The following is a 21,754-nucleotide window of genomic DNA, read 5'->3' as shown; positions in this document are numbered from 1 at the left end:
AAATGTCGCGGTACCCTCACGCGCATGCCCGACGACGAGCAGGAACCCGCCCCCGAGCCGGACCGGAACGTGCAGGCCGACCGCGTCTTCACCGGTTACGGAATCGCCTCGGCCGTGCTCGGAGTGGTGGCGGTCGTCGCAGTCGTTCTGGCCACGGTGATCTGGACGCAGCACCACGCGCACGAGGAGGAACTGGACTACCGGTCGCGCGCCCTGCAGGCCGCCGCGGCATGGACCGGCGTGCTGATCAACATGTCCCCGGAGACCATCGACCAGGACCTCACCACCCTGCACGAGGGCACGGTGGGGCAGCTCAACGTCGATTTCGAGGCCACCATGGCGCCGTTTCGCCGCCTTGTGCAGACCCTCGACTCCCGGACCTCCGGCCTGGTGGACTCGGTGGCCCTGGAGACGATCCACCACGAGCCGCCCGGCGCCCCGCCGCGGGAGCCGCGCAGCGATCTGGAGGGGCTGGCGGATCGCACCGACACCGTGATGGTGGTGGCGACCTCGGTCAGCGACAACGCCGGGTCCGACGCGCCGCAGACGGTGCGGTGGAACCTGCGCCTGGACGTCTCCGAGGTCGACGGCGAGATGCTGATCTCGCGGCTGGAGCCGATCCGATGAGGAACCGTCTACGGGTTGCCGCCTTCGATGTGCTGGCGCCGGTCGCTGTCCTGGCCGCCCTGATCTACATCGGTGTCGCGCTGCGCTGGCCGCTGTGGTGGGTGTCGGTGTGCTCGGTGCTGTGCCTGCTGGTCGTGCAGGCGGTCGTGGTCGACTTCGTGCTGGCCCGCCGCGACAGGGTGACCGTCGGCACTGACGACGAAGGCCCGGGACTGCGGTTGGCGGTGGTCGCGACGGCGACCGGGGCGCTCGTCGCGGCGGTCGCGGTGGGCTATCTGCAATGGACGAAGCCGGACCGGGCATTGGAGGCCGACTCCGCGGCGGTGACCGGCATCGCCAGCAGCGTGGCCGAGGCCTCGGCCACGTTCACCCCGCAGAACCCCACCGCCTCCATCGACCGCGCGGTGAGCATGATGACGCCCGACGCCGCCGACCGGTTCCGAAGCGAATTCGCCGAGGTCGCCGAGGACATGGCGGGGCGCAATGTGTCGGCCCAGGCCAGCACCGTCTCGGCGGGGGTGGAGGCGATCGGCCCCAGGGCCGCCAGCGTGGCGGTCATCCTGCGCGGCACCCAGAACTCACCCGGTCAGCCGCCGGACACCGCCGTGCTGGCGTTGCGCGTCACGCTGGGCGAGACCGACGGCCGCTGGCTGGTGCAGGACGTCTCACCCATCCACAACCGCTGATCGCGAGCGAGAAGCCAGGGCTGCGCCCGCGGGCCCGAGCAACGACCAGGAAGGCTATTCCGCGCGCAGAAGGCGAGTCGCCACCTCGTCGGGGTGGCTCAGCGCCGCCAGATGACCACCGGGGATCACCTCGACCTCGAGGCCGAGCCGCTCCCGGGTGACCCGGCGCTGGAACTCCAGCGGGAACAACCGGTCCTCGCGGCCGGCCAGCACCCGCGTCGGCACGTCGGGCCAGTCGGGCAGCGGCCACGGCCCCGCGAACGGCGTCTCGGACTGCTCCGGCTCGGGATGCTTCTCGGCCTCGGCCCGTACCTCGGCGGGGACGTCGTGGAAGAAGTCCTCGACGAAGTCGAATTCCTCCCGGCCCAGCCCGATCTCGCGGAAGTAGGCGACCTGCGCGTCCTGCTGACCGGTGGTTGCCCACCACTGACCCGGCGATTCGCCGGGGCGCGGCACCATCGGGTTGAGCAACACCAGCGCCGCCGTCGGAAGGCGCTCGGCGACGATCGGCGCGGTCAGCGCTCCCATCGACTGCCCGACCACGGTCAGCGGCCCGTCGGCGTCCAACACCGCGGTCGAGGCGATGTCGGCGTAGGTGATCAGGTCGGCATCGTCGTCGTCGGCGGGCAGATCGACCGCGACCGCCCGCTCACCGGCCTGTTCGAGCAGGGCGACGACGCGGTGCCAGTACCAGGCGCTGCCGCCCGCACCCGGGATCAGCAGAAACGTCACTGGTCGGCGCGTTGGGCCCGCATCCGGGCGAACCGGTCGGACAACCGGCCCATCCGGATCATCAGCGAGGCCGGCGGGCTGACGCTGCCCTGCAGATAGGTGGCGAAGTCCTCGGCGGGCACCCCGATGCGCGACGCGAACTCCTGCTCACCGAGGCCGGAGCGCTCCAACAGCAGATGCACGTGCTTGGCCACCTCGGCGCACTCGTTGGCCTCGAGGTGCTCGCGGGTACGCACCAGCACCTCCGACATCGCGCGGGACACCCCGTAGGGCCGTGCCGTTTCGAGGACCTCCTCGACCTGGCGGGCGGTGCGGCCGTACGGATCGCGCTTGATCGCGACCACGATGCGCTGCCACACGCTCAGGTCGTCGTTCTCCAGCGCGGCGCGGATGGCTGCCGTCGGCCAGAACTCGACGGGCCGGGTGTCCACCGGCGGTGGGGAAGCCGCGTCACGGTTCGATCCCCGTACCTCCCCGGTCACCGTCACCTCGCCTCCTCCAGCATCGCCACTGCCACGGTCAGGCACCGCTGCCGGACCCGAGCCCACTCCGTCTCGGAGCCCTCCCGGGTGAAATCGGGCCCGTCGGACGGTTGCGGATCGGCCAGCCTGCGCACCAGCTGGGTCGCCACCCAGTGCCCGTTGAGGGTGTTGGCCCGCTGAGCACCTGCCGGTGGACCAGAGTAATACCGGTCCATGCCGGTGAGCACTTCCGCGGCGGTCTGCGTGTCCATGGTGTCGACGAGGTCGGCCAGCTCGGTGTAGTCGCGGGCGTTGTTGCGCGCCATGATCAGGAAACTCTTCAACCGCAGCGTCTCGGCGCCGGTGGGGATCTGCAGCCGGTCACCGGTGGGCAGCAACACGTTGGTGGTCTCCATCGGGTCGGTGCGCTGCAGCGGGGAGCCGCCGTCCGGGCCGCCGGCCTGCACGGCCAGCGCATCGAGTGCGACGTCGAGGCGGCCCCGCCACATCGTCACCGGATGCTTGGGCAGCTTGACGGCAACGGTCTTGCCGTGGGCCCGGTTGCCGACCGCGACCGGGGTCCGCTTCTCCACCAGCCTGCCGCCCATCGACTTCGCGCACGGCTGGCACCCCGAGAACGCCAGCGGATCGGCGACGGTGATCGCTTGCGGTGCCAGCGTTTTCAGTTTGGCGGCCGACTTGACGACGGTGCGCAGATCCGCGCCCGACGGTGCCAGCGCGGAGATGTCGTCGGGGATGATGACCAGGTCGCCGATGTCGGCCTTGGGCAGCGGCTTCTCGAAGTCCACCGACGGCAGAATCCGGTCCAGCCAGCGCGGCAGCCACCAGTTCCACTCGTCGAACATCGCCATCAGCGCCGGCACCAACACCAGCCGCACCACCGTGGCGTCCACCGCGATCGCGACGGCCGACGCCACACCCAGCTGCGCGACCAGCGGCATGCCGGAGAACGCGAATCCGATGAACACCGCGATCATGATCAACGCGGCGCTGGTGATCGTGCGGGCGCTGGTGCTCACGCCGTAGGCCACGGCGTCGCGGGTGTTGCCGGTCTGCAGGAACCGCTCCCGGATCCGGGTGAGCAGAAAGATCTCGTAATCCATCGACAGGCCGAACGTCAGCGCCAGCACCAGCGGCGGGATGGTGCTGTCCAGCGACGAGAGCTGTTTGAAGCCCAGATCCGAGAGCCAACCCCACTGAAAGACGACCACCAGGCTGCCGTATGCCGCGGCCACCGACAGCACCGTCATCAGCACGCCCTTGAGCGCCAGGAACACCGACCGGATCGAGATCAGCAGCATGACGAACGCGATCAGCGCGACGAATCCGAACACCAGCGGCTGGGTCTTCGCGACCCGGTCGTCGAAGTCCTTGATCAGCGCCGTCGGGCCTCCGACGTTCACCAGGGCCTGACCCTCGGCCACCGGCGGGAGCTGCTCGCGCATCCAGTCGACGGTGTCGCGTGCCCCCATCTCCTCCGGATCCACCGACAGCACCGCAGACAGCAGTGCGCTGCGGTAGTCGTTGCCGAACGCCGCCGGGGTCACCGACACGACGTTGGGCGCCTCGGTCATCTTCTGCCGCACCGCGTTCAGCAGGGGCTCCTTGGCGGGCGCCGAGGCGGCGTTGCCGTCGGGGAAGGTGACCAACACCCGGACCGGCCCGAGAGCGCCGGGGCCCAGCGCGACCGCGGCCGCGTTGACCCCGCCGCGGATCTCGTGGGTCGGGTCGAACTGTCGTTGCATGCTGTTGCCCAGCGTCATCGAGAACGCGGGCGCGGCCAGCGTCAGCAGCAGCGCCGCGGCGGCCAGGGCCGAGGCCCACGGCCGGCGCATCACCCAGCCCGTCCACCGGGTCCAGAACCTCGACTGGGTGGCCTCCACCTGGCGACCCCAGTGCAGGTACGACGACCGCTTGGCGGCGCGGCGGCCGAAGGTGGCCAGGACAGCCGGGGTCAGCGTCGTCGACGTCAGCACCGCGACCGCGACGGCCAGGATCGCGCCGGTGGCCATCGACTGCAGCACCGGCGTGTTGATCAGATACAGCCCGGTGACCGACGCGATGACCGTCAACCCCGACAGCACCACGGCCAGGCCGGAGGTGGCCATCGCGGCGTCGGCGGCGTCCTGGGGTTCCCGCCCGGCGCGGAGCTCCTCGCGGAAGCGCATCAGGATGAACAGCGAGTAGTCGATGGCGACCGCGATGCCGAACATCGACACCGTCGAGGTGACGAACACCGACATCGTCATGTGCATCGACAACAGGAAGACCAGGCCCATCGTCACCGCGACGGTGCAGATACCCAGCAGCAGCGGCATCGCGGCGGCGGCCAGCGACCCGAACACCGCCAGCAGGATGAGCAGGACGATCGGGAAATTCCACTTCTCGGCCTGCGCGATGTCGTTCTTGGTGGCCAGCGTCGCGGCGGCGCCCAGTGCGCCCTGTCCGATGACGTAGAGCCTGACCTTGCCGTTGTCCATCTCGCCGGCGTCCTCGCCGTCGATGCCGACCTTCTCGCGCAATTGGTTGGCCACGTCGACCGCGCCGGTGTTGTCGAAGCTGATCTGCAGGGTCAGGACGTACGGGCGGTCGGGCTGGGGCGGCGGCTGCTGCGGGTTCGGCATGACCGTGACGCTGGGCACCTCGGCGGCGACCCGTTCGAGGAACGCCACCGCCTCGTTCATGTCGTCGAACGACGCGTCCGGGCGCGGGTCGGCCACCAGAGCCAACGGAGACGCCCCCTGGTCGGGGAACTGGGCCTCGAGCTGCCGCTGCACATACAGCGACTGGGAGCCCTCGACCTCGAAGCCGCCGCCGGTGAGGTTGCCGGACTGGTTGAGTGCGAGGTGCACCGAGGGCACCAGGAGAAGGATCCAGACCGCGAACACCGCCCAGCGGAACCTGCGCAGGTTGCTGCTCACGCGCATCATGAACTGCTGGATGGGATCTCCCCGCTTTCTCCCCGGCGTTTCGTAGCGAGAGCGTACAGCAGCTTGCTGTAGGGTGACTCGCCCTCGACCGACCGGTTAGAGAACCTTTATCCGGCTGCCACCTTGGCCGCTGGGCTCGCCGGTTGGCCAGCGCGGCGCCGCAGATGGCAGGATGTGCGCGGGAAGTATCGCGTCGGGGATCCTTTGCTACTGATCGCAGCGAGCCCGCGGCACCTCAGCGTGTCGGCGAGCTGATGGGAGACATGATGGACGCACCGAAGAACTTCGTAGCACCGTTCGTGCGGACCGCGCTGGGCGCCGTCGCCGCCGGTGGCGCAATCACGCTGGCGCTGGTGACCGGTCCGGCAGCCGGGGCGGCACCCGATCCGTGCGCGGCCAGCTCGGTCGCCAAGACGGTCGGCGCGGTCGCCACCAACACCGGCGTCTACCTCGCCGCCCATCCCGAGACCGATCAGGCGCTGACCGCGATCTCGCAGCAGCCGCCCGGGCCGCAGTCGGTGGCGATGCTCAAGGCGTATTTCGACTCCAACCCCGAGGTGGCCACCGACATGCAGCGATTGCAGCAGCCGTTGGCGACGCTGTCGGGCCGCTGCCGGCTGCCGGTGACATTGCCGCAGATGCTGGGTCTGCTGCAGAGCGTCCAGCAGGGCCAGGGCCAGGGCCAGGGCCTGCCCGCCCAGCTTCCGGCCACGCAGAACGTCGGCGCGGAGACGGCCCCCACGTCGGGTGCACGCGGCCCGGCGGCGGGGACGCGCGGCGCGGTGTCGTAGGGCGTGCACGGCGCGGTCTTGAGGCACGCGGTGCGGCGGCGCTTCCAGGGCTCACCGCGACGTACTGACCCGCCCGCGGCGAGGTCCAATCGGCGATTAAACGCCCGCTTGGCGGGAAAGTCGGCAGATGTTCTGTTTACATTTCTAGGATGGTCCTGACCGGGGCCCGACACGGGTCCGGTCTTGTCTACCTCTTGACGAAGGAGCCCCCATGTTGTTCTCGGCCCCTACGGTGCGGCGCGCGGTCGCGGGCGCCCTGGGTGCAGGTGCCCTCGGTGCGACGCTGTTCGGCGTCCTGCCGGCGGCATCCGCTCAGCCCGCCCCGCCGAACTGCACCGCCGCCGACTTCGCCGGCGTGGCTTCCGGTGTGTCGGCCGCGTCGTCGGCCTACCTGTTCACCCATCCGGACGTGAACGACTTCTTCACCAGCCTGCACGGGCTGCCGCGTGAGGAGATCAAGACCCGGGTGATGGACTACATGAACTCCCATCCGCAGGAGCGTGACGAGCTGACCGCGATCCGCCAGCCGCTGGTCGACATCAAGAACCGGTGCGGCTACGCGTTCGCGGATGCCGGCGACCCGGACATGCCCGAATAGCCGCCGGTGCGCGACAGGGTGGATGCTCCGCCCGCTCGTGAGGGGGAGCTGTCCATCCAGGACGGTGCGGGTCGGACAGTGTTGATGGTCGACGACGACCCGGATGTCCGGACCTCGGTAGCCCGGGGTCTGCGGCATTCGGGCTTCGACGTTCGCGTGGCGGCCACGGGCCGGGAGGCGCTGCGGTTGTTGTCCAGCGAACCGCACGATGCGCTGGTGCTCGACGTGCAGATGCCCGAACTCGACGGTGTCGCCGTGGTCACCGCGTTGCGCGCGCTGGGCAACGACATCCCGATCTGCGTGCTGTCGGCCCGTGACACCGTCAACGACCGCATCGCCGGTCTCGAGGCCGGCGCCGACGACTATCTGACCAAGCCGTTCGACCTCGGTGAGCTGGTGGCCCGGCTGCATGCGCTGCTGCGCCGGGCACACCATTCCGACCCCGGGTCGGACACCCTGACCGTGGGTTCGCTGACCATCGACACGGCGCGGCGGCTGGTGTTCGTCGCCGGGGAGCGGGTCGAGCTCACCAAGCGGGAGTTCGACCTGCTGGCCGCGCTGGCCGAGAACGCCGGCGTGGTGTTGAGCAGGCAACGCCTGCTCGAGCTGGTGTGGGGCTACGACTTCGACGTCGACACCAACGTCGCCGACGTGTTCGTGTCCTATCTGCGGCGCAAACTGGAACGCGACGGGCTGCCACGGGTGATCCACACGGTGCGTGGAATCGGGTACGTGCTGCGAGAAGATCCGTAAGAACCCGATCTGTTGGTGACACGTCCGAAGCTTCCCCGGTTCCTGCGGTCGGCCTCGCTGCGCACGCGGGTGGCCATCGCCTCTGCCGCGGCCGCCGCGGCGGTGGTCGCGGCGTTCACGATTCTGACCTCGGTCGTGCTGGCCAACAACGACGCCACGCAGCTCGACCGCCGGCTCGACGCGATCGTCGACGCCAGCATGTTTCCCGAGGAACTGTCCGACCCGCGCCGCGGCGTGCTCACCACCGGCCGGGACCGCACCTCGGGTCAGGTGGTGTTCCAGCGCGGCTTCCAGCTTCCGCCGCTGCCCCCGGGAACCGAGACCGCGTTCGTCAACGGCGTCGAGTACCGCGTGCGTACGGTGCCGGTGGAGCAGGACGGCGGCCTGCTGATGTCCATCGGCATCCGCGCCGACAGCGTCCTCCTCAATCGGGCCCGCGTCCCGCTCTACATCGCGGTCGGTGTGATGACGGTGTTGATTGCCGCGGGGCTGGGCTGGCTGCTGGCCGGCCCGGCGATCCGGCCGCTGCGCAAGCTGACCGAGAACACCAAGAGGCTGGGCAAGGACGCCGAGGACATCCCCGCGGTGCACGGCGTGCGCGAGGCCGAGGATCTCTCGGAGGCCATGAGCGCGATGCTCAGCCGGTTGGCCGCCGCGCAACGGGCCACCACGAACTCGCTGCAGGCGGCCCAGGACTTCGCCGCCAACGCCGCACACGAGCTGCGCACCCCGCTGACGGCGATGCGCGCCGACCTCGACACACTGCGCATCCACAACCTGCCTGACGACGAACGCGACGAGGTGGTCGCAGACCTGTCCCGCGCGCAGCGCCGCGTCGAGGGCATCATCACCGCGCTCGGCCAACTCGCGTCGGGGCAACTGGCCCAGGTCGAGGACCGCGAGGTGATCGACCTGACCGACATGCTGGACCGGGTGGCGCGGGAGAACATGCGCGGCGCCAACCAGGTGCAGATCGACGTGGTGCTCGACGACGATCTCGGCACCCTGCTGGGCTGGCCCAGCGGGCTCCGGTTGGCCGTCGACAACCTGGTGCGCAATGCGGTGACCCACGGCCAGGCGAGCCGGATCGTGTTGTCGTCACACCGCCACGACGGGGTGGTGACGATCGTCGTCGACGACAACGGTCGGGGACTGCCCTCCGACGAACACGAAACCGTGCTGGGGCGCTTCTCCCGGGGCAGCAACGCCGCCCCCGGTGGCTCGGGACTGGGTCTGGCGTTGGTGGCGCAGCAAGCCGCGCTGCACGGCGGCACCATCGAGCTGTCCGACAGCCCGCTGGGCGGGCTGAGGGCGACGCTCACCGTGTCCACGGCGCCGAACGAATCGTGGACGCCCCCGAACGAGATTTGAGCGCCGGGCGTCGACACATTGTGGGCGGGGGTGCCGAAGGGTTGCTGAGCGCGGTGCGCCGAGACAAACCTGAGCGCGGCGCGCTCAGCGGCGGCTCAACGCGCGTGCGCCGGCACGCCAGCCGAGCAGCAGTACAGCGGTCGTCAACGACGCCACGACGATGAAGCTGGTGGCGGTGCCCTGGCCGGTGGCCTTGCGCAGCAGCATGCCGACGACGACCGTGGCCAACCACACGGCCAGCCCCGTCGGAATCACGGCGATCGGACGGCGCCAGCCCTGCGCCAGCAGCCAGCCGACCGCGGTACCCGCAAGGAACGGCCATGCCGTCTCGGCGATTCCGGCCACCGTCAGCCCCTCGGCGTGGCTGCGCCGGCCGATCGTGCAGAACACCACGACACACACCGCATCGGCGGCGAGCGCCTTGACGGCGGTGGAACGATCAGCTTTCGGCATAGGTCATCACATCGTAAACCAATGGGCTGGTGCCGCTTTCGTCCCGCGGAGCGAATCCTGGCTCGAGCTCGGCGGGCTTGCCCCCCAGCAGTGCGTCCAGGTCGCCGGTGGAGCGGGAATCCAGCCGGAAGTCGGTGAACACGAACGGCAACCCGTTGGACCGCAGCGGATCCGGGGTGCTCATGACGTGGAAGTGCAGGTGTGGGGCGTCGGAGTTGCCGCTGTTTCCCAACGCGCCCAACACTTGTCCGGTGCTCAGGTGGTCACCGGGCTGAACCTGCACCGAGCCCGTCTGAAGGTGGGCGTAGAACGCATAGTTGCCGCCACCGAGGTCCTGGACGACATGGTTGCCGCCGTACTCCTCGAGCGGCAAGTCGGTCGGCGCGGAACCCGGAACCTGTTCGGGCAGGCCGTCGACGACCGACACCACCGGTCCCTCGCCGACGGCCACCACGTCCGATCCCACGTAGGGGTAGCTGTCCAGTTGCGCTTCGTCACCGGTGAACAGCCGGCCGTCCGGACCCAGTTGCACGTAGTCGATGGCGAACCGCTCGGCGGCCCAGATCTCGCCGTCGAGGGGGTTCAGTGCCGTGCGGTGTGCGGACATGTCGCAGCAGCTGTCGCCGTCGAGCCAGTTGGGCCCCTTCAACGGTGGTGCGATCGAGATGGGTTGGCGGGTCTGCACCGTGACCGGGGCGATGTTCTCGGTGAGCGAGGCGGGGATCAGCGGGGGCGACGGATCGGTCACCGAGATCGCCACGGTGTGGCTGAGTTCCGCGGGGACGGCTTCGTCGGGGTCCACCGCCACATCCAGCCACACATAGCCGGTCTGGGCGGGCCCGAGAGTCGTGGTGGGGACCGGGTTTCCCGCCAGCCTGGTCCAATAGGTGAGCCGCTCACCCGGCAGGCTGAGCAGTGTGCGGTCACCGGCGCGCACGTCCACCCCGGTCAGCGTGACGTCCTGGGGCGTGGTGTTGGTCAACACCAGCTCGTAGGCCAGATGGGTCTTGCCGTCGGTGGCAGGTACCGGGATCGGGGCCGCCAGCACCCGGCCCACCACCGGAGTCAGGACCGCGGGACCGGGCAGAGGTGGCGGCGTCGAGTCGGCCGCGGCCGGCGGTGGCGGGGTGGCCTGCGCGGTGGTCCCGGCGTTCTTCGTTTCCGGATCGGTGGCGCAGGCTGCGCACAGCATCAGCGTCGTCAGCGACACAGCGGCGATCAACGGACGAATCTGCATGCTGCGGCGACTCTTTCGCTAGGGACCGGGCTGACCCGGTGGATGGGGCGCCTCGGGATCGGGGCTGAACAGCAACGGTAGATGGGTGTCGGTGGAACGCATCGGCGTTGCCTCGGGGTCGGCGGGATCTCGGTCGGGGTCGAGGTCCTTCTCGGTGCGGAACATGATCAGGAACACCACCCAGCCGATCGCGGCGATGAAGATCCAACTGACCAGCCGGTAGATCAGCATGGCCGAGATCGCCGAGGCCAGCGACATGCCGCTCGACACCAGACCGGGGACCAGCACCGCCTCGACGACCAGCAACCCACCGGGCATCAACGGGATCGAGCCGACCGCCCTGGCCGCCGCATAGGCGACCGTCACTCCCGCCACCGAGGGGTGCCCGCCGGTGGCGTAACAGGCGAACAGCAGGCAGCCGACGTCGGCGACCCAGTTGAACAGCGACCAGCTGAACGCCTCCCCGAGGTCACGACGACCCAGTTGCACCGACTCGAGTTGCACCAGGGTGGCACGCCATTTCGTCAGCCCGGTGTCGGCGGGCTTGCCGCGCACCGAGTTGAACCAGGACAGCAGGCGCACCCCGATGCCGTCGATGAGCTCCGGGCGGCTCGCCACGGCCTGCGCGAGCAGGATCAGCGCGACGAAACCGCCGAGCGAGAAGATGAGCGACAGCGGATTCTTGCTCGCCCCCAACATGAAAGCCCCGCCCAGGCCGAGCAGGGCCAGACCGATGACCTGCAGCGCGCCCGACATGACCAGCTGCCAGGACGCCACCACAGGCGAGGCGCCCCACATCCGCTGCTGGCGGTAGATGAACGTCGCCGACAGCACCGGCCCACCCGGCATGGTGGTGGACAGAGCGTTGCCGGCGTAGAACGCCGCCTCGGAGCGCCACTGGTGCACGTGCACCCCCGCCGAGCGCAGCAGCGTGCGCTGGATCTGGGCGAAGCTGTGCATCGACGCCATCGCCGCCACCACCGCGGCCAGCACCCACATCCAGTTGGCGGAATACACGCTCTTCCATGCCTTGGCCAACTGGTCGTGCACCAGCGCCAATTCGACGGTCAGCACCACCAGTGCCAGCGCGATCAGCGCCCAGCGCAGCCACCAGTACTTGCCGCGGCTGCGCTCCGGGTTGGCGGCCCCTGCCGGGCTGCCGCTCGCTGGAGCGTCGTGTGACACGCAAGTAAGGGTAAGGCGTGGGTCAACGGTTTCCGCAGATCGGCGGGTGAGACCCGCGTGCCCGTTACGCTACCGGGATGTCCGCAGGACCCTCCCTCGATCCGCTCGCCGACGAGTCGGTGACCCCGCTGGTGCGCAAAACCGCTGCGTGGGCGTGGCGGCTGCTGATCATCCTGGCTGCGGTTGTGGCGTTGGGATGGTTGATCCTGCGGTTGGAGATCCTGTTCGTCCCGGTTGCGCTGGCCACGATCGTGGCGGCGCTGCTCATGCCCGTCGTCGACTTCCTGGACCGCAGGGGTGCGCCGCGCAGCGGTGCGGTCGCGCTGGTGCTGCTCAGCGGGTTCGCGGTGTTCGGTGGCCTGCTGGCGTTCGTCATCACCCAGTTCATCGAGGGCGTGCCGGCATTGGCGGGCCAGGTTTCGACCAGCATCGAGGGTGTCGGCGCCTGGCTGACCGACGGACCGCTGAAGGTCAGCGAGCAGCAGATCAACCAGTTCCGCGACTCGGCGCTGGAGGCGCTGCGCGACAACCAGGAACGGTTGACCAGCGGGGCCGTGTCCACCGCAGCGACCGTCACCGAGATCGTCACCGGTGCGCTGCTGATGCTGTTCACGCTGATCTTCCTGCTGTACGGCGGCCGCAACATCTTCACGTTCGTCACCGGCGTCGTCCCGACCGGGGTGCGCACACGCGTGCGCAACGCCGGCCGCGCCGGATTCCACACGTTGATCGGCTACGTCCGGGCCACGTTCCTGGTGGCGGCGGTGGATGCGACCGGCATCGGGCTCGGCCTGGCGATCATGGGTGTCCCGCTGGCGCTGCCGCTCGCGTCGCTGGTGTTCATGGGCGCGTTCGTGCCGCTGGTCGGCGCGGTGGTCACCGGGTTCCTGGCCGTCATCGTCGCGCTGATCGCCAAGGGCTGGATCTATGCCCTGATCACGCTGGGGTTGATCATCGCCGTGCAGCAGCTCGAAGGCCACGTGCTGCAGCCGTTGGTGATGGGCCGGGCGGTGTCAATCCACCCGTTGGCCATCGTGCTCGCGATCGCCGGAGGCGCCGTGCTGGCCGGCATCGTCGGCGCGCTGCTGGCCGTGCCGGTGCTGGCCTTCCTCAACAGTGCGGTGCGGGTGCTGCTCGCCGACGACCCGGTCGCCGAGGAAGAGGCGCAGGAAGCCGACGACGCCCCGGTGATCGAGGCCGAGCCCGACGACGTGGAGCAGATCGAGTAGCGTGCGGCGCTTGCCTCGGGCGCCGCGGGCGCCGCTTGCCTCGGATGCCGAGAATGCGCTGAGGGTCGTGCCCAAGGAGTTGGGCACGACCCTCAGTGCGCTTTCGCCGGTTGGCTACGCCAGGGTTGCCACGGAATCGGTCACGCCGATGACGAACACGCTCGATTCGAAGAAGTTCATGACGTAGGCGGTCCCATCGGGCAGGAACGCGACGTTGGCCACCCCGAGCCCGAGCGTTCCGACCGAAACGGTGCTGATGACGGTGTTGCTCGCGGTGTCGATCACCGAGACGGTTCCGTCTTCGAGGTTCGGAACGTAGACCACGCTGTCGTCGGGGCTGATCGCCAGGTTGGCTGGGGCGCTGCCGACGGCCACAGTGGCCACGACGGTATTGGTGCTGGTGTCGATCACCGACACGGTGTCGTCATCCTGGTTCGTGGCATAAACCCGGCTTCCGTCACTGTTCACGGCGACCCCGCCCTGGAATGTGGTGGAGCCGACGGGGATGGTGGCGATGATCGCGTTGGTGGTGGTGTCGACCACTGCGACGGCGGTGTCTTGTGCGAGGTACACCCGGGTGCCGTCGGGACTGACCGCCAAGTCCCTCGCGTCGAGATCGACGGTCGTGACGACCGAGTTGTCACTCGTGTCGATCACCGTGAACCCTTGGGAATCGTTGTTCGATACGAGGTAGAGCCGCGTGCCGTCCGGGCTGACGGCCACCTTGCGCGGATTGACCGGCAAATCGGTGATTGTCGTGATCACGGTGTTGGATGCGGTGTCGACCAGAGACAGCGTGCGATCGTCGGCGTCGACGACGTAGACCACGCTTCCATCCGGACTGATCGCGACGCCGTCGGTGGTCCCGCCGATGTCGAGTGTGGCGGTGATGGTGTTGGTGGCGGTATCGATAACCTTCAACTTGCCACCGCCCACGATGGAGTCGGTTCCGTTCGTGACGTACATGGTCGCACCGTCGATGCCGGCGACGCCGTCGATCGGTGTGCCATCGGTGAGAACAGCGGCGGTTTCGACCGGCGTCCCCGGAGCGATCGGCAAGCCGTCGACGGTGACGGTGACGGCGGCATTGGCACCATCGCTGATCTGCACGGTGAAGCCGTCGACGTCTTCACCGGGTGACTGGGCGGCCTTGATCCGACCCGCCAGGGTGGGGGTGTAGGTGAAGGTGCCGTCGGCATTGAGTGTCAGTGTGCCCGACTCGACTCCCTCGACGACGGTGAAGCTCAGGTCGTCATCCTCGGCGTCAGAAGCGCCCAAGGTGCCTGTCACAGAACCGTTCTCACCTGGAGCGCCGAACGTCGGTTCAGCGGCGGGCGGCTGGTTGGTGGTGCTCGCGGTGACCGTGACCGACACGGTGGCTGTGCCGGTGCCGCCCGCGGTGTCGGTGACGGTGTAGGTGAAGGTGTCGGATCCGTTGAAGTTGGCGTCGGGGGTATAGGTGACCGACAGCCCGTCGCCGCTGACCGCCGCGGTGCCGTTGGCGGCAGCGCTGACCGCGGTGACGGTGAGGGCTCCGTCGACATCGCTGTCGTTCGCCAGCACGTTGATGGTTGTGACCCCGCTGTTCTCGGCCACAGTGGCGGTGTCGTTGCCGAGGTTCGCCGGGTCGTCGACTGCGGTCACGGTGACCGACACGGTGGCTGTGCCGGTGTCGCCTGCGGTGTCGGTGACGGTGTAGGTGAAGGTGTCGGATCCGTTGAAGTTGGCGTCGGGGGTGTAGGTGACCGACAGGCCGTCGCCGCTGACGGCTGCGGTGCCGTGGGTGGGAGTGCTGACCGCCGTGACGGTCAACGAGTCGCCGTCGGCATCGGTGTCATTGGCGAGGATGTCGATGACATTGGCCGTGCTGTCTTCAGTCACGGTGGCCGCGTCATCAGTGGCCACCGGTGCCTGGTTGTCGGGTTCGGGCAGTGCGGCCACGGGGACGTTGATGGTGGTCATCGCGGACAGGCCGTCGGGGTCGGTGGCGGTGACGGTGAAGGTGTCGGCGCCGTCCGGTTCACCGGCTGCCGGCCGGGTGGTGGGGGTGTAGGTGTAGGTGCCAGCCACTGCGTCGATGGTGACCGAGCCGTTGGTGGGATCGGTGGCGGTGTAGGTCAGTTCGTCGCCATCGGGGTCGGTGAAGCCCAGAGATCCGGTGACGGAGCCGGTTTCGGGATCGACGGTCTGCGCTCCTGGAGTGCCTGCGACGGGGGCCTGGTTGTCGGGCTCCGGAAGCGCGGTGACGGGGACTTCGACGCCGATGGTGGAACTGGCTTGACCGTCCGAGGCGGTGAGCGTGAAGGCGTCGACGCCGTCTTCGTCGCCGAAGGCCGGCCGAGCCTGCGGGTCCGGGGTGTAGGTGTAGGTGCCGGTTTGGGCGTCGAGGGTGACGGTGCCGTTGGCGGGCGTGGAAACGGTGTAGGTCAGGTCGTCGCCGTCGGGGTCGGTGAAGCTGAAGGTGGCGGTGACGGCGCCGGTTTCGGGATCGACGCTCTGCTGGCCTAGATCCCCGGGGACGGGCGCGCGGTTGTCCGGGTCGGGCAGTGCGGTGACGGGGACGTCGATGGTGGCGCTGGCGGACAGGCCGTCGGGGTCGGTGGCGGTGACGGTGAAGGCGTCGGCGCCGTCGGGCTCACCGGCTTCCGGTCGGGTGGCCGGGGTGTAGGTGAAGGTGCCGGCCTGGGCGTCGATGGTGACCGAGCCGTTGGTGGGATCGGTGGCGGTGTAGGTCAGTTCGTCGCCGTCGGGGTCGGTGAAGCCCAGAGATCCGGTGACGGAACCGGTTTCCGGGTCGACGGTCTGGTCGCCGGGCGTTCCGGCGACCGGGGCCTGGTTGTCGGGTGCCGGCTGGGCGACGATGGGCAGGCCGATGGTGTTGGTTGCCGTCAGTCCGTCGGGGTCGGAGGCAACCACGGTGAAGGAGTCCTCCCCGTCGGGTTGACCGGGTTCCGGACGGGTTTCGGGCGTGTAGGTGTAGGTGCCGGCCTCGTTGTCGACGGTGACGACGCCGTTGTCGGGCTGCTCGGTGACCTCGTAGGTCAGCGGGTCACCGTCGGGGTCGGTGAAGCCGAGCGTGGCCGTGACCACACCGGTTTCCTCGTCGATCTGCCAGGGTCCGGACAGTCCGGCCTGCGGGGCCTGGTTGCCGGGTTCGGGGAGTGCGGTGACGGGGACGTCGATGGTGGTCATTGTCGTTGCCTGGCCGTCGGAGGCGGTGACGGTGAAGGAGTCGGCACCGTCGGGGTCGCCGAACGGCGGCCGGGTGGCCGGCGTGTAGGTGTAGGTGCCTGCTGCGGCGTTGAGGGTGACCGACCCGTTGGCGGGGGTGCCCGCTGTGTAGGTCAGGGTGTCGCCGTCGGGGTCGGTGAAGCCCAGTGTGCCGGTGACCGTGCCGGTTTCGGGGTCGACGGTCTGGGCCCCTGGGGTTCCCGCGACGGGAGCCTGGTTCTCGGGGTCGAACGGCTGGCCGTAGACGGTGCGCCCGTCGCCGGGGCCGGTGTCGGCGAGCAGGTTGTTACCGAAGACGAGCGCGTTGTTGTAGATGCCGGGGCCGGCAATGGCGCGGGAGTCGTCACCCCACACGAAGGCGGTGTTGCGCTCACCCAGCGAATCTGCGGTGCTGCCGTCGCCCCAGACGCGGGCCAGGCTGCCGGGCCCGTCGGCGGTCGCGGTGCTGCCGTCACCGGAGATCACTGCCCTGCCGTCGGTGGCCTGCACGGCGTTGCTGTCGCCGAAGACGGTGGCCTCGGCGCGGGCTTCGGCTGCGGTGGCCGAGGCGGCACTGTCGTCGCCGGTGATCCGGGCGATCGACGTCTGACCGAGCGCGTCGCTGGACGCGACGTTGGAATCGCCGGTGATGCGGGCGGCGGCGTAGCCATCGAGGTTGGCCGTGGCGACTGCGGAGCTGGTGTCGCCGATGATGCTCGCCCGTGCGGTGGAATCCTCGTCGGCCGACGCGGCCGCGGAGTTCCCGTCACCGCGCACGGTGATCTCGGCGCGGGAGCCGTCGGTGGCCAAGGTGGTGGCGTCGTTGTCGTCACCGACCACTGAGACGCGAGTTCGGCTGTCCTCCGAAGCGGCGGTGACGGTGTTGCGGTCGCCGACGACGCGGGCTCGTGCCGACCCGTCCTGGCCGGCGAGGACTACCTCGTTTCCCTCGCCGTAGACCGTGGCGCGGTTGCCGGCGCCGCTGCTGGTGGTCTCGTTGCCGACGCCGCGGACGTAGAGCGAGCTGGAGGCGCCGGTGGTCTCGGCGGTGTTGTCGTCGCCGTAGACACTGGTGCGGCTGCCCGGCCCGGACGCCCCGGCGGTGTTGCCGTCACCGCGGACCCGCACCCGGGTGAAGTTGCCCTCGGAGGTGGCTGTGGAGTCGTCGCCGCGCACGATTGCGACGTTGAACAGCCCGGAGGCGGAGGCGATCGCGTTCTCGCCGTGGGCGATCGCGAATGAGCCGAACCCTTGCGAGGTGGCGTAGGCGGTGCCGTTCTGCACCAGCTGGCGCCCGCCGATCGAGATGCTGAAATTGGCGAAGGTGTCCTCGAGTTCGCGGCGCACCCACGACAGCACGCCCCACATCAACGGCTGGGCCGACGGTGCCGGCGGAGCGGCCGGGGTGGTGACGAAGGGGGCGATGACCGCCGACAGCATCGACGACGCCACCTCGAGGAACGTGCCAGGCTGGGCCTGCAACGCCTTGGCCGGCGGCTCCGTGACCTCAGCGGTGCTGGTGCGGGCCGACATCACCGACGTTGACGTGTACGACGACCGTGAGCTGGCCGGTTCCGCGATCGCAGTGTGTGCCTCATCCACCGGCGCAGAGCCGGACGGGAACGAATCAGAAGTTTCCGGTTCGACGACGGGCTCGTCAGTCACCACCACGGGCTCGTCAGTCACCGCCACGGGCGCAGCTGACTCGGCGGTGCCGCTACCCGAAGCCGACGGGAGATCCTCGGCCACCTCGTCAGTGATGCCGTCCTCGGGGACGACCTCCACGTCGTCAGCGCCGGAAGACGACGCGCCCCCGGCTTCGCCGAGGTCGTCTGTCTCGGCGGCGTCCAGCTCAGCGTCGAGGTCGTCGTCGAGTTCGGAGTCGGGTTCGTCGCCGAGATCATCGTCCAGCTCGTCGTCCAGCGCGGAGTCGGCTTCGTCGTTGAGCTCGGACTCGAGTTCGTCGCTCAGCTCAGCGTCGAGATCTTCGGATTCCGAGTCGTCGTCATCGTCGGTGGCGCCCGAGGTATCCGAGCCACCGGACTCGCCGTCGCCGGCGTTGTCACCGACAGACTCCGAGTCGGCCGCCGGGCCCGTCTCACTCGACTCGCTCGTCCCCGAGGCTCCCTCGGTCTGCGCGGCCGCCGTCCACGGTGCGGCGAACAGCATGGCCCCCACACCCAGCGCGGCGGCCAGGGCGCCGACCCGGCCGATGCAGTCCGCCGCCGAACGGGACGAGGTGTCCCGGGCGCTTCCGGTCGAGACGAATGCCTGCCCGAGCCGCTGCTTGCTCATGCGAAACCCCCTGTGTTGCCCCGGCATTCACGCCGGTGCGGCACAGGTGCACAGGCGTATTCTGCGAAGGCGCTGAATAGTGACTGTGCATGAGGCTAGGGCGCAGCGGGCAGGCAGGAATCAGGGAAATCCCTACCCGAGGACCCTCGACATTGCGGGGGACGGGGGTGTGTCGCGAGGGGGCTGCCCGCCGGGCTAGAGCCGGCCCTCGCGCCGCAGCAACTCCTGAGCGCTGACCCCGCTGGAGCCGCCGCGCCGCTGGGGCTCGTCCTCCGCCCGCGTGTTCAGCTTCTCGGTGGCCGCCTCCGCGTCGCCGCGCCGGGCGGTCGGAATGGCGCGAGTCTCCGCGGCGGAGTCGTCGTCCTGCGGCCGGGGCTCGCGCTGCGCCGGGATCGCGGTCGTCGGCTCGTTACCGCCGGGCTCGGGCATCGCCCGGGTCGACTCCGCCGACGGCGGCTTGGGTTGCGGCGCGACCGGAGCTGCTCCGGTGCCCCGCAGGTCGCCGAGCCAGGACTCGATCTCGCGGTCTTCCCGCTTGGGGGCCGGCGGGGGCGTCGCCCGCGGAGTGCGCTGCGTGACCGCCGTGGCGTTGGTCACCGCGTTGCGCACCGCGTCCTTGGCAATGGACAGCCGGGTGGTCTGCGGTTCCTCGGCCGGCGCAGGCCGCGGCGGGGCGCTCGGCAGCCGGCTGGTGCCTGCGGCTGACGGACCGCTGGGCCGCGGGGGCGCCCCACGTCCGGGAACGCCCGGGCCCGGGTGCGTCGGGTCGTGGGGTTGCACGCGGCCCGACACGGCCACCGGCGGGCCCCCGGCACCGACCAGCGCCTCGGGGTGGGCCGGCTGCGCCGGCTCGCTGGGCTCGCCGGACTCCCGCACCGACGGACGTTTGCGCTCGTCGGGCAGCTCGGTCTCGCCGAGGCCGAGCCGGTCCTGCAGGCGCTTCATCCAGCGCGGCGCCCACCAGCAGTCGTCGCCGAGCAGCTTCATGATCGCCGGCACGAGGAACATCCGGATGATCGTCGCGTCCAACAGCAGCGCGATCAGCAGACCGAACGCCAGGTACTTCATCATCACCAGGTCGGAGAACACGAACGCGCCGGCGACCACCGCCAGCACCAGCGCGGCGCCGGTGATGAGACGTCCGGTGGTGGCGGTGCCGATGCGGATCGCCTCGGCGGTCGACATGCCGCGTTCGCGAGCCTCCACCATTCGGGAAACCAGGAACACCTCGTAGTCGGTGGACAGACCCCAGATCACCGCGATGATCAGACCGATCATCGGCGCCATCAGCGGCTGCGGGGTGTAGTTCATCAGCCCGGACCCGTGGCCTTCGACGAACATCCAGGTCAAGATGCCCATCGTCGAGCCGAGGGTCAACGCGCTCATCAACGCGGCCTTGATCGGCAACACCACCGACCCGAACGCCAGGAACATCAGGATCGTCGTCGTGACGATCAGCACCGTCACCATCAGCGGCAGCTTGTCGAACAGGCTGTGGATGCTGTCCTGTTCCAGCGCCGGCGTGCCGCCCACCGACAGCGTGATGCCGCGCGGTGGACTGATGGACCGCAGCTCGTCGATCTTCTCGGCCGCGTCGTTGCGGTTCACCAGACCGTTCTGGATCACCCGCACCGACGGGTCCTCCGAACCGCCCTCCTGGACGGATCGTTCCTGCCACATCTTCGTCGGGTCGTTGTCCGGATCGGTGAAGCCGCTGATGTTCATCGCCTTCGACCGGATCTCGGCCATCTGCTGGTCGGTGACGGGCTCACCGTCGTCGCGCTCGACCACCAGCGTCAGCGGTTCGGTGCGGAAGCCCGGGAAGCTCTGGTCGAAGTTCTCCTGCGCCAGTCGGACCGAGTTGTCCGGGGGCAGGTACTTCTCGCTGATGCCGCCGAGAGACAGCTGCCCCAGCGGAATCACCAGCAGGATCATCACGATCAGGATCGGCGCGGCGAAGGCGATCGGCCGCTTCATCACGACGTTGACCAGCCGGCCCCAGAAGCCCTTCTCGACCTCCTCGCGGGTCTTGGTCTTCTGCAACCGGTCGGCCAGCCAGTTCAGCCACCAGTTCATCGGCTTCCAGTTGCGGAAGAACGGCACGCGCAGCAACGTGCGCACTCCGAGTGCGTCGACGTTGCGGCCCAGGATGCCCAGCGTCGCCGCCAGCACGGTGATCGACAGGATCGACGCCAGCATGACGGAGGCGATGATCGCGTAGGTGATCGACTTCAGGAAGCCCTGGGGGAACAACAGCAGCGGCAGCGACGACGCGACGATGATCACCGCGGAGAACATCACCGTGCGGCCGGACGTCATGATGGTGCGGCGCACCGCGGCTTCGGTGTCGTAGCCCTCCGCGATCTCCTCGCGGAAGCGGCTGACGATGAACAGGCCGTAGTCGATCGCGATGCCGAGGCCGATCAGCGTCACGACCGGCTGGGCGAAGAAGTGCACGGGCATGAATTCGGCGGCGAAGCGCATCACACCCAGGGCGCCGGCGATCGTCAGGCCGCCGATGATGGCCGGCAAGCTGGCCGCCACCACACCGCCGAAGACGAAGAACAGCACCACCGCGACCAGCGGGATGGCGGCCACCTCGGCACGCTTCTGGTCCTCGCCGATGGTGCCGGTCAGTTCGCTGGCCAGCGGGTTGAGCCCGGCGAGTTGGATGTCGCCGTCGTTGACCTTCTTCAGATCCGGTTCGATGGCCTGGTAGTTCTTCAGGATGGTGTCGTCGTCATCGCCCTTGAGCGGGATGCTGATGAAGGTCTTGGAATCGTCGGCGGTCTTCATCTGCTGAACCTGGGCAGAGTCGGTGTCGGGGGCCCGCAGCCACCCGACCCAGCTGACGATCTGGTCCGGATGCTCTTCGACCAGGTCGTTCAGCTCGCCGGAGACCTTCTCCATCCACTGCGGATCGGTGACCTTCTCACCGTCGGGCGGAGTGAGGATGGCCACCACGTGGCTGGTCCGGTCACGGCCGTAGGCCTCGTCGGACACCAGGGACGCGTGAACTGATTCACTGCCCTCGTCGTAAAAACCGCTCTGTGTGACGTGCTGTCCCAGGCTGATGCCGTAGACGCCGCCGCCCAGGCACAGTGCCACCATGACACCGATGACGATGTATCGGTACTGGTACACCGTTCGACCCCACCAGGCGAACACGTTAGCT

At 69.3% G+C, this 21,754-nt stretch carries 15 protein-coding genes; 7 read left to right on the top strand and 8 right to left on the bottom strand.

What is annotated here, in order from left to right:
* Positions 1–24: 24 nt before the first annotated feature.
* Complete coding sequence (locus ACEWX3_RS27165) at positions 25–627, top strand: hypothetical protein (protein ID WP_374158242.1); 603 nt, start codon at positions 25–27, stop codon at positions 625–627.
* On the top strand, positions 624–1,313 hold the full coding sequence (locus ACEWX3_RS27160) for a hypothetical protein (RefSeq protein WP_374158241.1): 690 nt from the start codon (positions 624–626) through the stop codon (positions 1,311–1,313). The genes ACEWX3_RS27165 and ACEWX3_RS27160 overlap by 4 nt, the downstream gene beginning before the upstream one ends.
* A gap of 54 nt (positions 1,314–1,367) precedes the next feature.
* On the opposite strand, the gene ACEWX3_RS27155 is transcribed toward ACEWX3_RS27160, so the two are convergent.
* The 3 genes from ACEWX3_RS27155 to ACEWX3_RS27145 are packed head-to-tail and all read right to left on the bottom strand — an operon-like array spanning position 1,368 to position 5,457.
* Complete coding sequence (locus tag ACEWX3_RS27155; protein WP_374158240.1) at positions 1,368–2,045, bottom strand: alpha/beta fold hydrolase; 678 nt, start codon at positions 2,043–2,045, stop codon at positions 1,368–1,370.
* Complete coding sequence (locus tag ACEWX3_RS27150) at positions 2,042–2,533, bottom strand: XRE family transcriptional regulator (protein ID WP_152514981.1); 492 nt, start codon at positions 2,531–2,533, stop codon at positions 2,042–2,044. Before ACEWX3_RS27150 ends, ACEWX3_RS27155 begins: the two co-directional genes overlap by 4 nt.
* Positions 2,530–5,457: an MMPL family transporter gene (locus ACEWX3_RS27145; protein ID WP_374158239.1), complete on the bottom strand. Its 2,928-nt coding sequence runs from the start codon at positions 5,455–5,457 to the stop codon at positions 2,530–2,532. The genes ACEWX3_RS27150 and ACEWX3_RS27145 overlap by 4 nt, the downstream gene beginning before the upstream one ends.
* 266 nt (positions 5,458–5,723) lie before the next feature.
* On the opposite strand from ACEWX3_RS27145, the gene ACEWX3_RS27140 reads away from it, so the two are divergent.
* The 4 genes from ACEWX3_RS27140 (at position 5,724) to ACEWX3_RS27125 (ending at position 8,970) form a co-directional block, all read left to right on the top strand.
* Complete coding sequence (locus ACEWX3_RS27140) at positions 5,724–6,248, top strand: hemophore (protein ID WP_374158238.1); 525 nt, start codon at positions 5,724–5,726, stop codon at positions 6,246–6,248.
* A 211-nt stretch (positions 6,249–6,459) separates the two neighbouring features.
* Complete coding sequence (locus ACEWX3_RS27135; RefSeq protein ID WP_207069029.1) at positions 6,460–6,846, top strand: heme-binding protein; 387 nt, start codon at positions 6,460–6,462, stop codon at positions 6,844–6,846.
* 84 nt (positions 6,847–6,930) lie between these two features.
* Entirely contained in the window at positions 6,931–7,599 is a 669-nt protein-coding gene (locus ACEWX3_RS27130) for a response regulator transcription factor (protein WP_173012153.1), read from the top strand.
* A gap of 69 nt (positions 7,600–7,668) precedes the next feature.
* On the top strand, positions 7,669–8,970 hold the full coding sequence (locus ACEWX3_RS27125) for a sensor histidine kinase (RefSeq protein ID WP_374159969.1): 1,302 nt from the start codon (positions 7,669–7,671) through the stop codon (positions 8,968–8,970).
* An 84-nt stretch (positions 8,971–9,054) separates the two neighbouring features.
* Here ACEWX3_RS27125 and ACEWX3_RS27120 read toward each other — a convergent pair whose 3' ends face one another.
* From ACEWX3_RS27120 to ACEWX3_RS27110, 3 genes are read right to left on the bottom strand one after another with little or no spacing between them, the layout of a single operon-like run.
* Entirely contained in the window at positions 9,055–9,423 is a 369-nt protein-coding gene (locus ACEWX3_RS27120; RefSeq protein ID WP_374158237.1) for a DUF3054 domain-containing protein, read from the bottom strand.
* Positions 9,410–10,660, bottom strand: coding sequence for a M23 family metallopeptidase (locus tag ACEWX3_RS27115; protein ID WP_374158236.1), 1,251 nt, complete (start codon positions 10,658–10,660; stop codon positions 9,410–9,412). The genes ACEWX3_RS27120 and ACEWX3_RS27115 overlap by 14 nt, the downstream gene beginning before the upstream one ends.
* 18 nt (positions 10,661–10,678) lie before the next feature.
* Complete coding sequence (locus ACEWX3_RS27110; protein WP_207069025.1) at positions 10,679–11,845, bottom strand: YbhN family protein; 1,167 nt, start codon at positions 11,843–11,845, stop codon at positions 10,679–10,681.
* Between the two features lie 77 nt (positions 11,846–11,922).
* Between ACEWX3_RS27110 and ACEWX3_RS27105 the strand changes: the two genes are divergently transcribed.
* Positions 11,923–13,074, top strand: a complete 1,152-nt coding sequence (locus tag ACEWX3_RS27105; RefSeq protein ID WP_374158235.1) for an AI-2E family transporter — start codon at positions 11,923–11,925, stop codon at positions 13,072–13,074.
* A gap of 114 nt (positions 13,075–13,188) precedes the next feature.
* On the opposite strand, the gene ACEWX3_RS27100 is transcribed toward ACEWX3_RS27105, so the two are convergent.
* Together ACEWX3_RS27100 and ACEWX3_RS27095 are read right to left on the bottom strand one after the other, a co-directional pair.
* A complete protein-coding gene (locus ACEWX3_RS27100; protein ID WP_374158234.1) occupies positions 13,189–18,579 on the bottom strand; it encodes an Ig-like domain-containing protein in 5,391 nt (1,796 codons plus the stop codon).
* Positions 18,580–18,774: 195 nt separating this feature from the next.
* Entirely contained in the window at positions 18,775–21,747 is a 2,973-nt protein-coding gene (locus ACEWX3_RS27095) for an MMPL family transporter (RefSeq protein WP_207064739.1), read from the bottom strand.
* Positions 21,748–21,754 lie beyond the last annotated feature (7 nt).

The sequence above is a fragment of the Mycobacterium sp. G7A2 genome (genome assembly GCF_041902445.1).
Classification (GTDB): domain Bacteria; phylum Actinomycetota; class Actinomycetes; order Mycobacteriales; family Mycobacteriaceae; genus Mycobacterium.
Note: the sequence above shows the minus strand (reverse complement) of the source record. Positions and strands in the feature narration are given on the sequence as shown.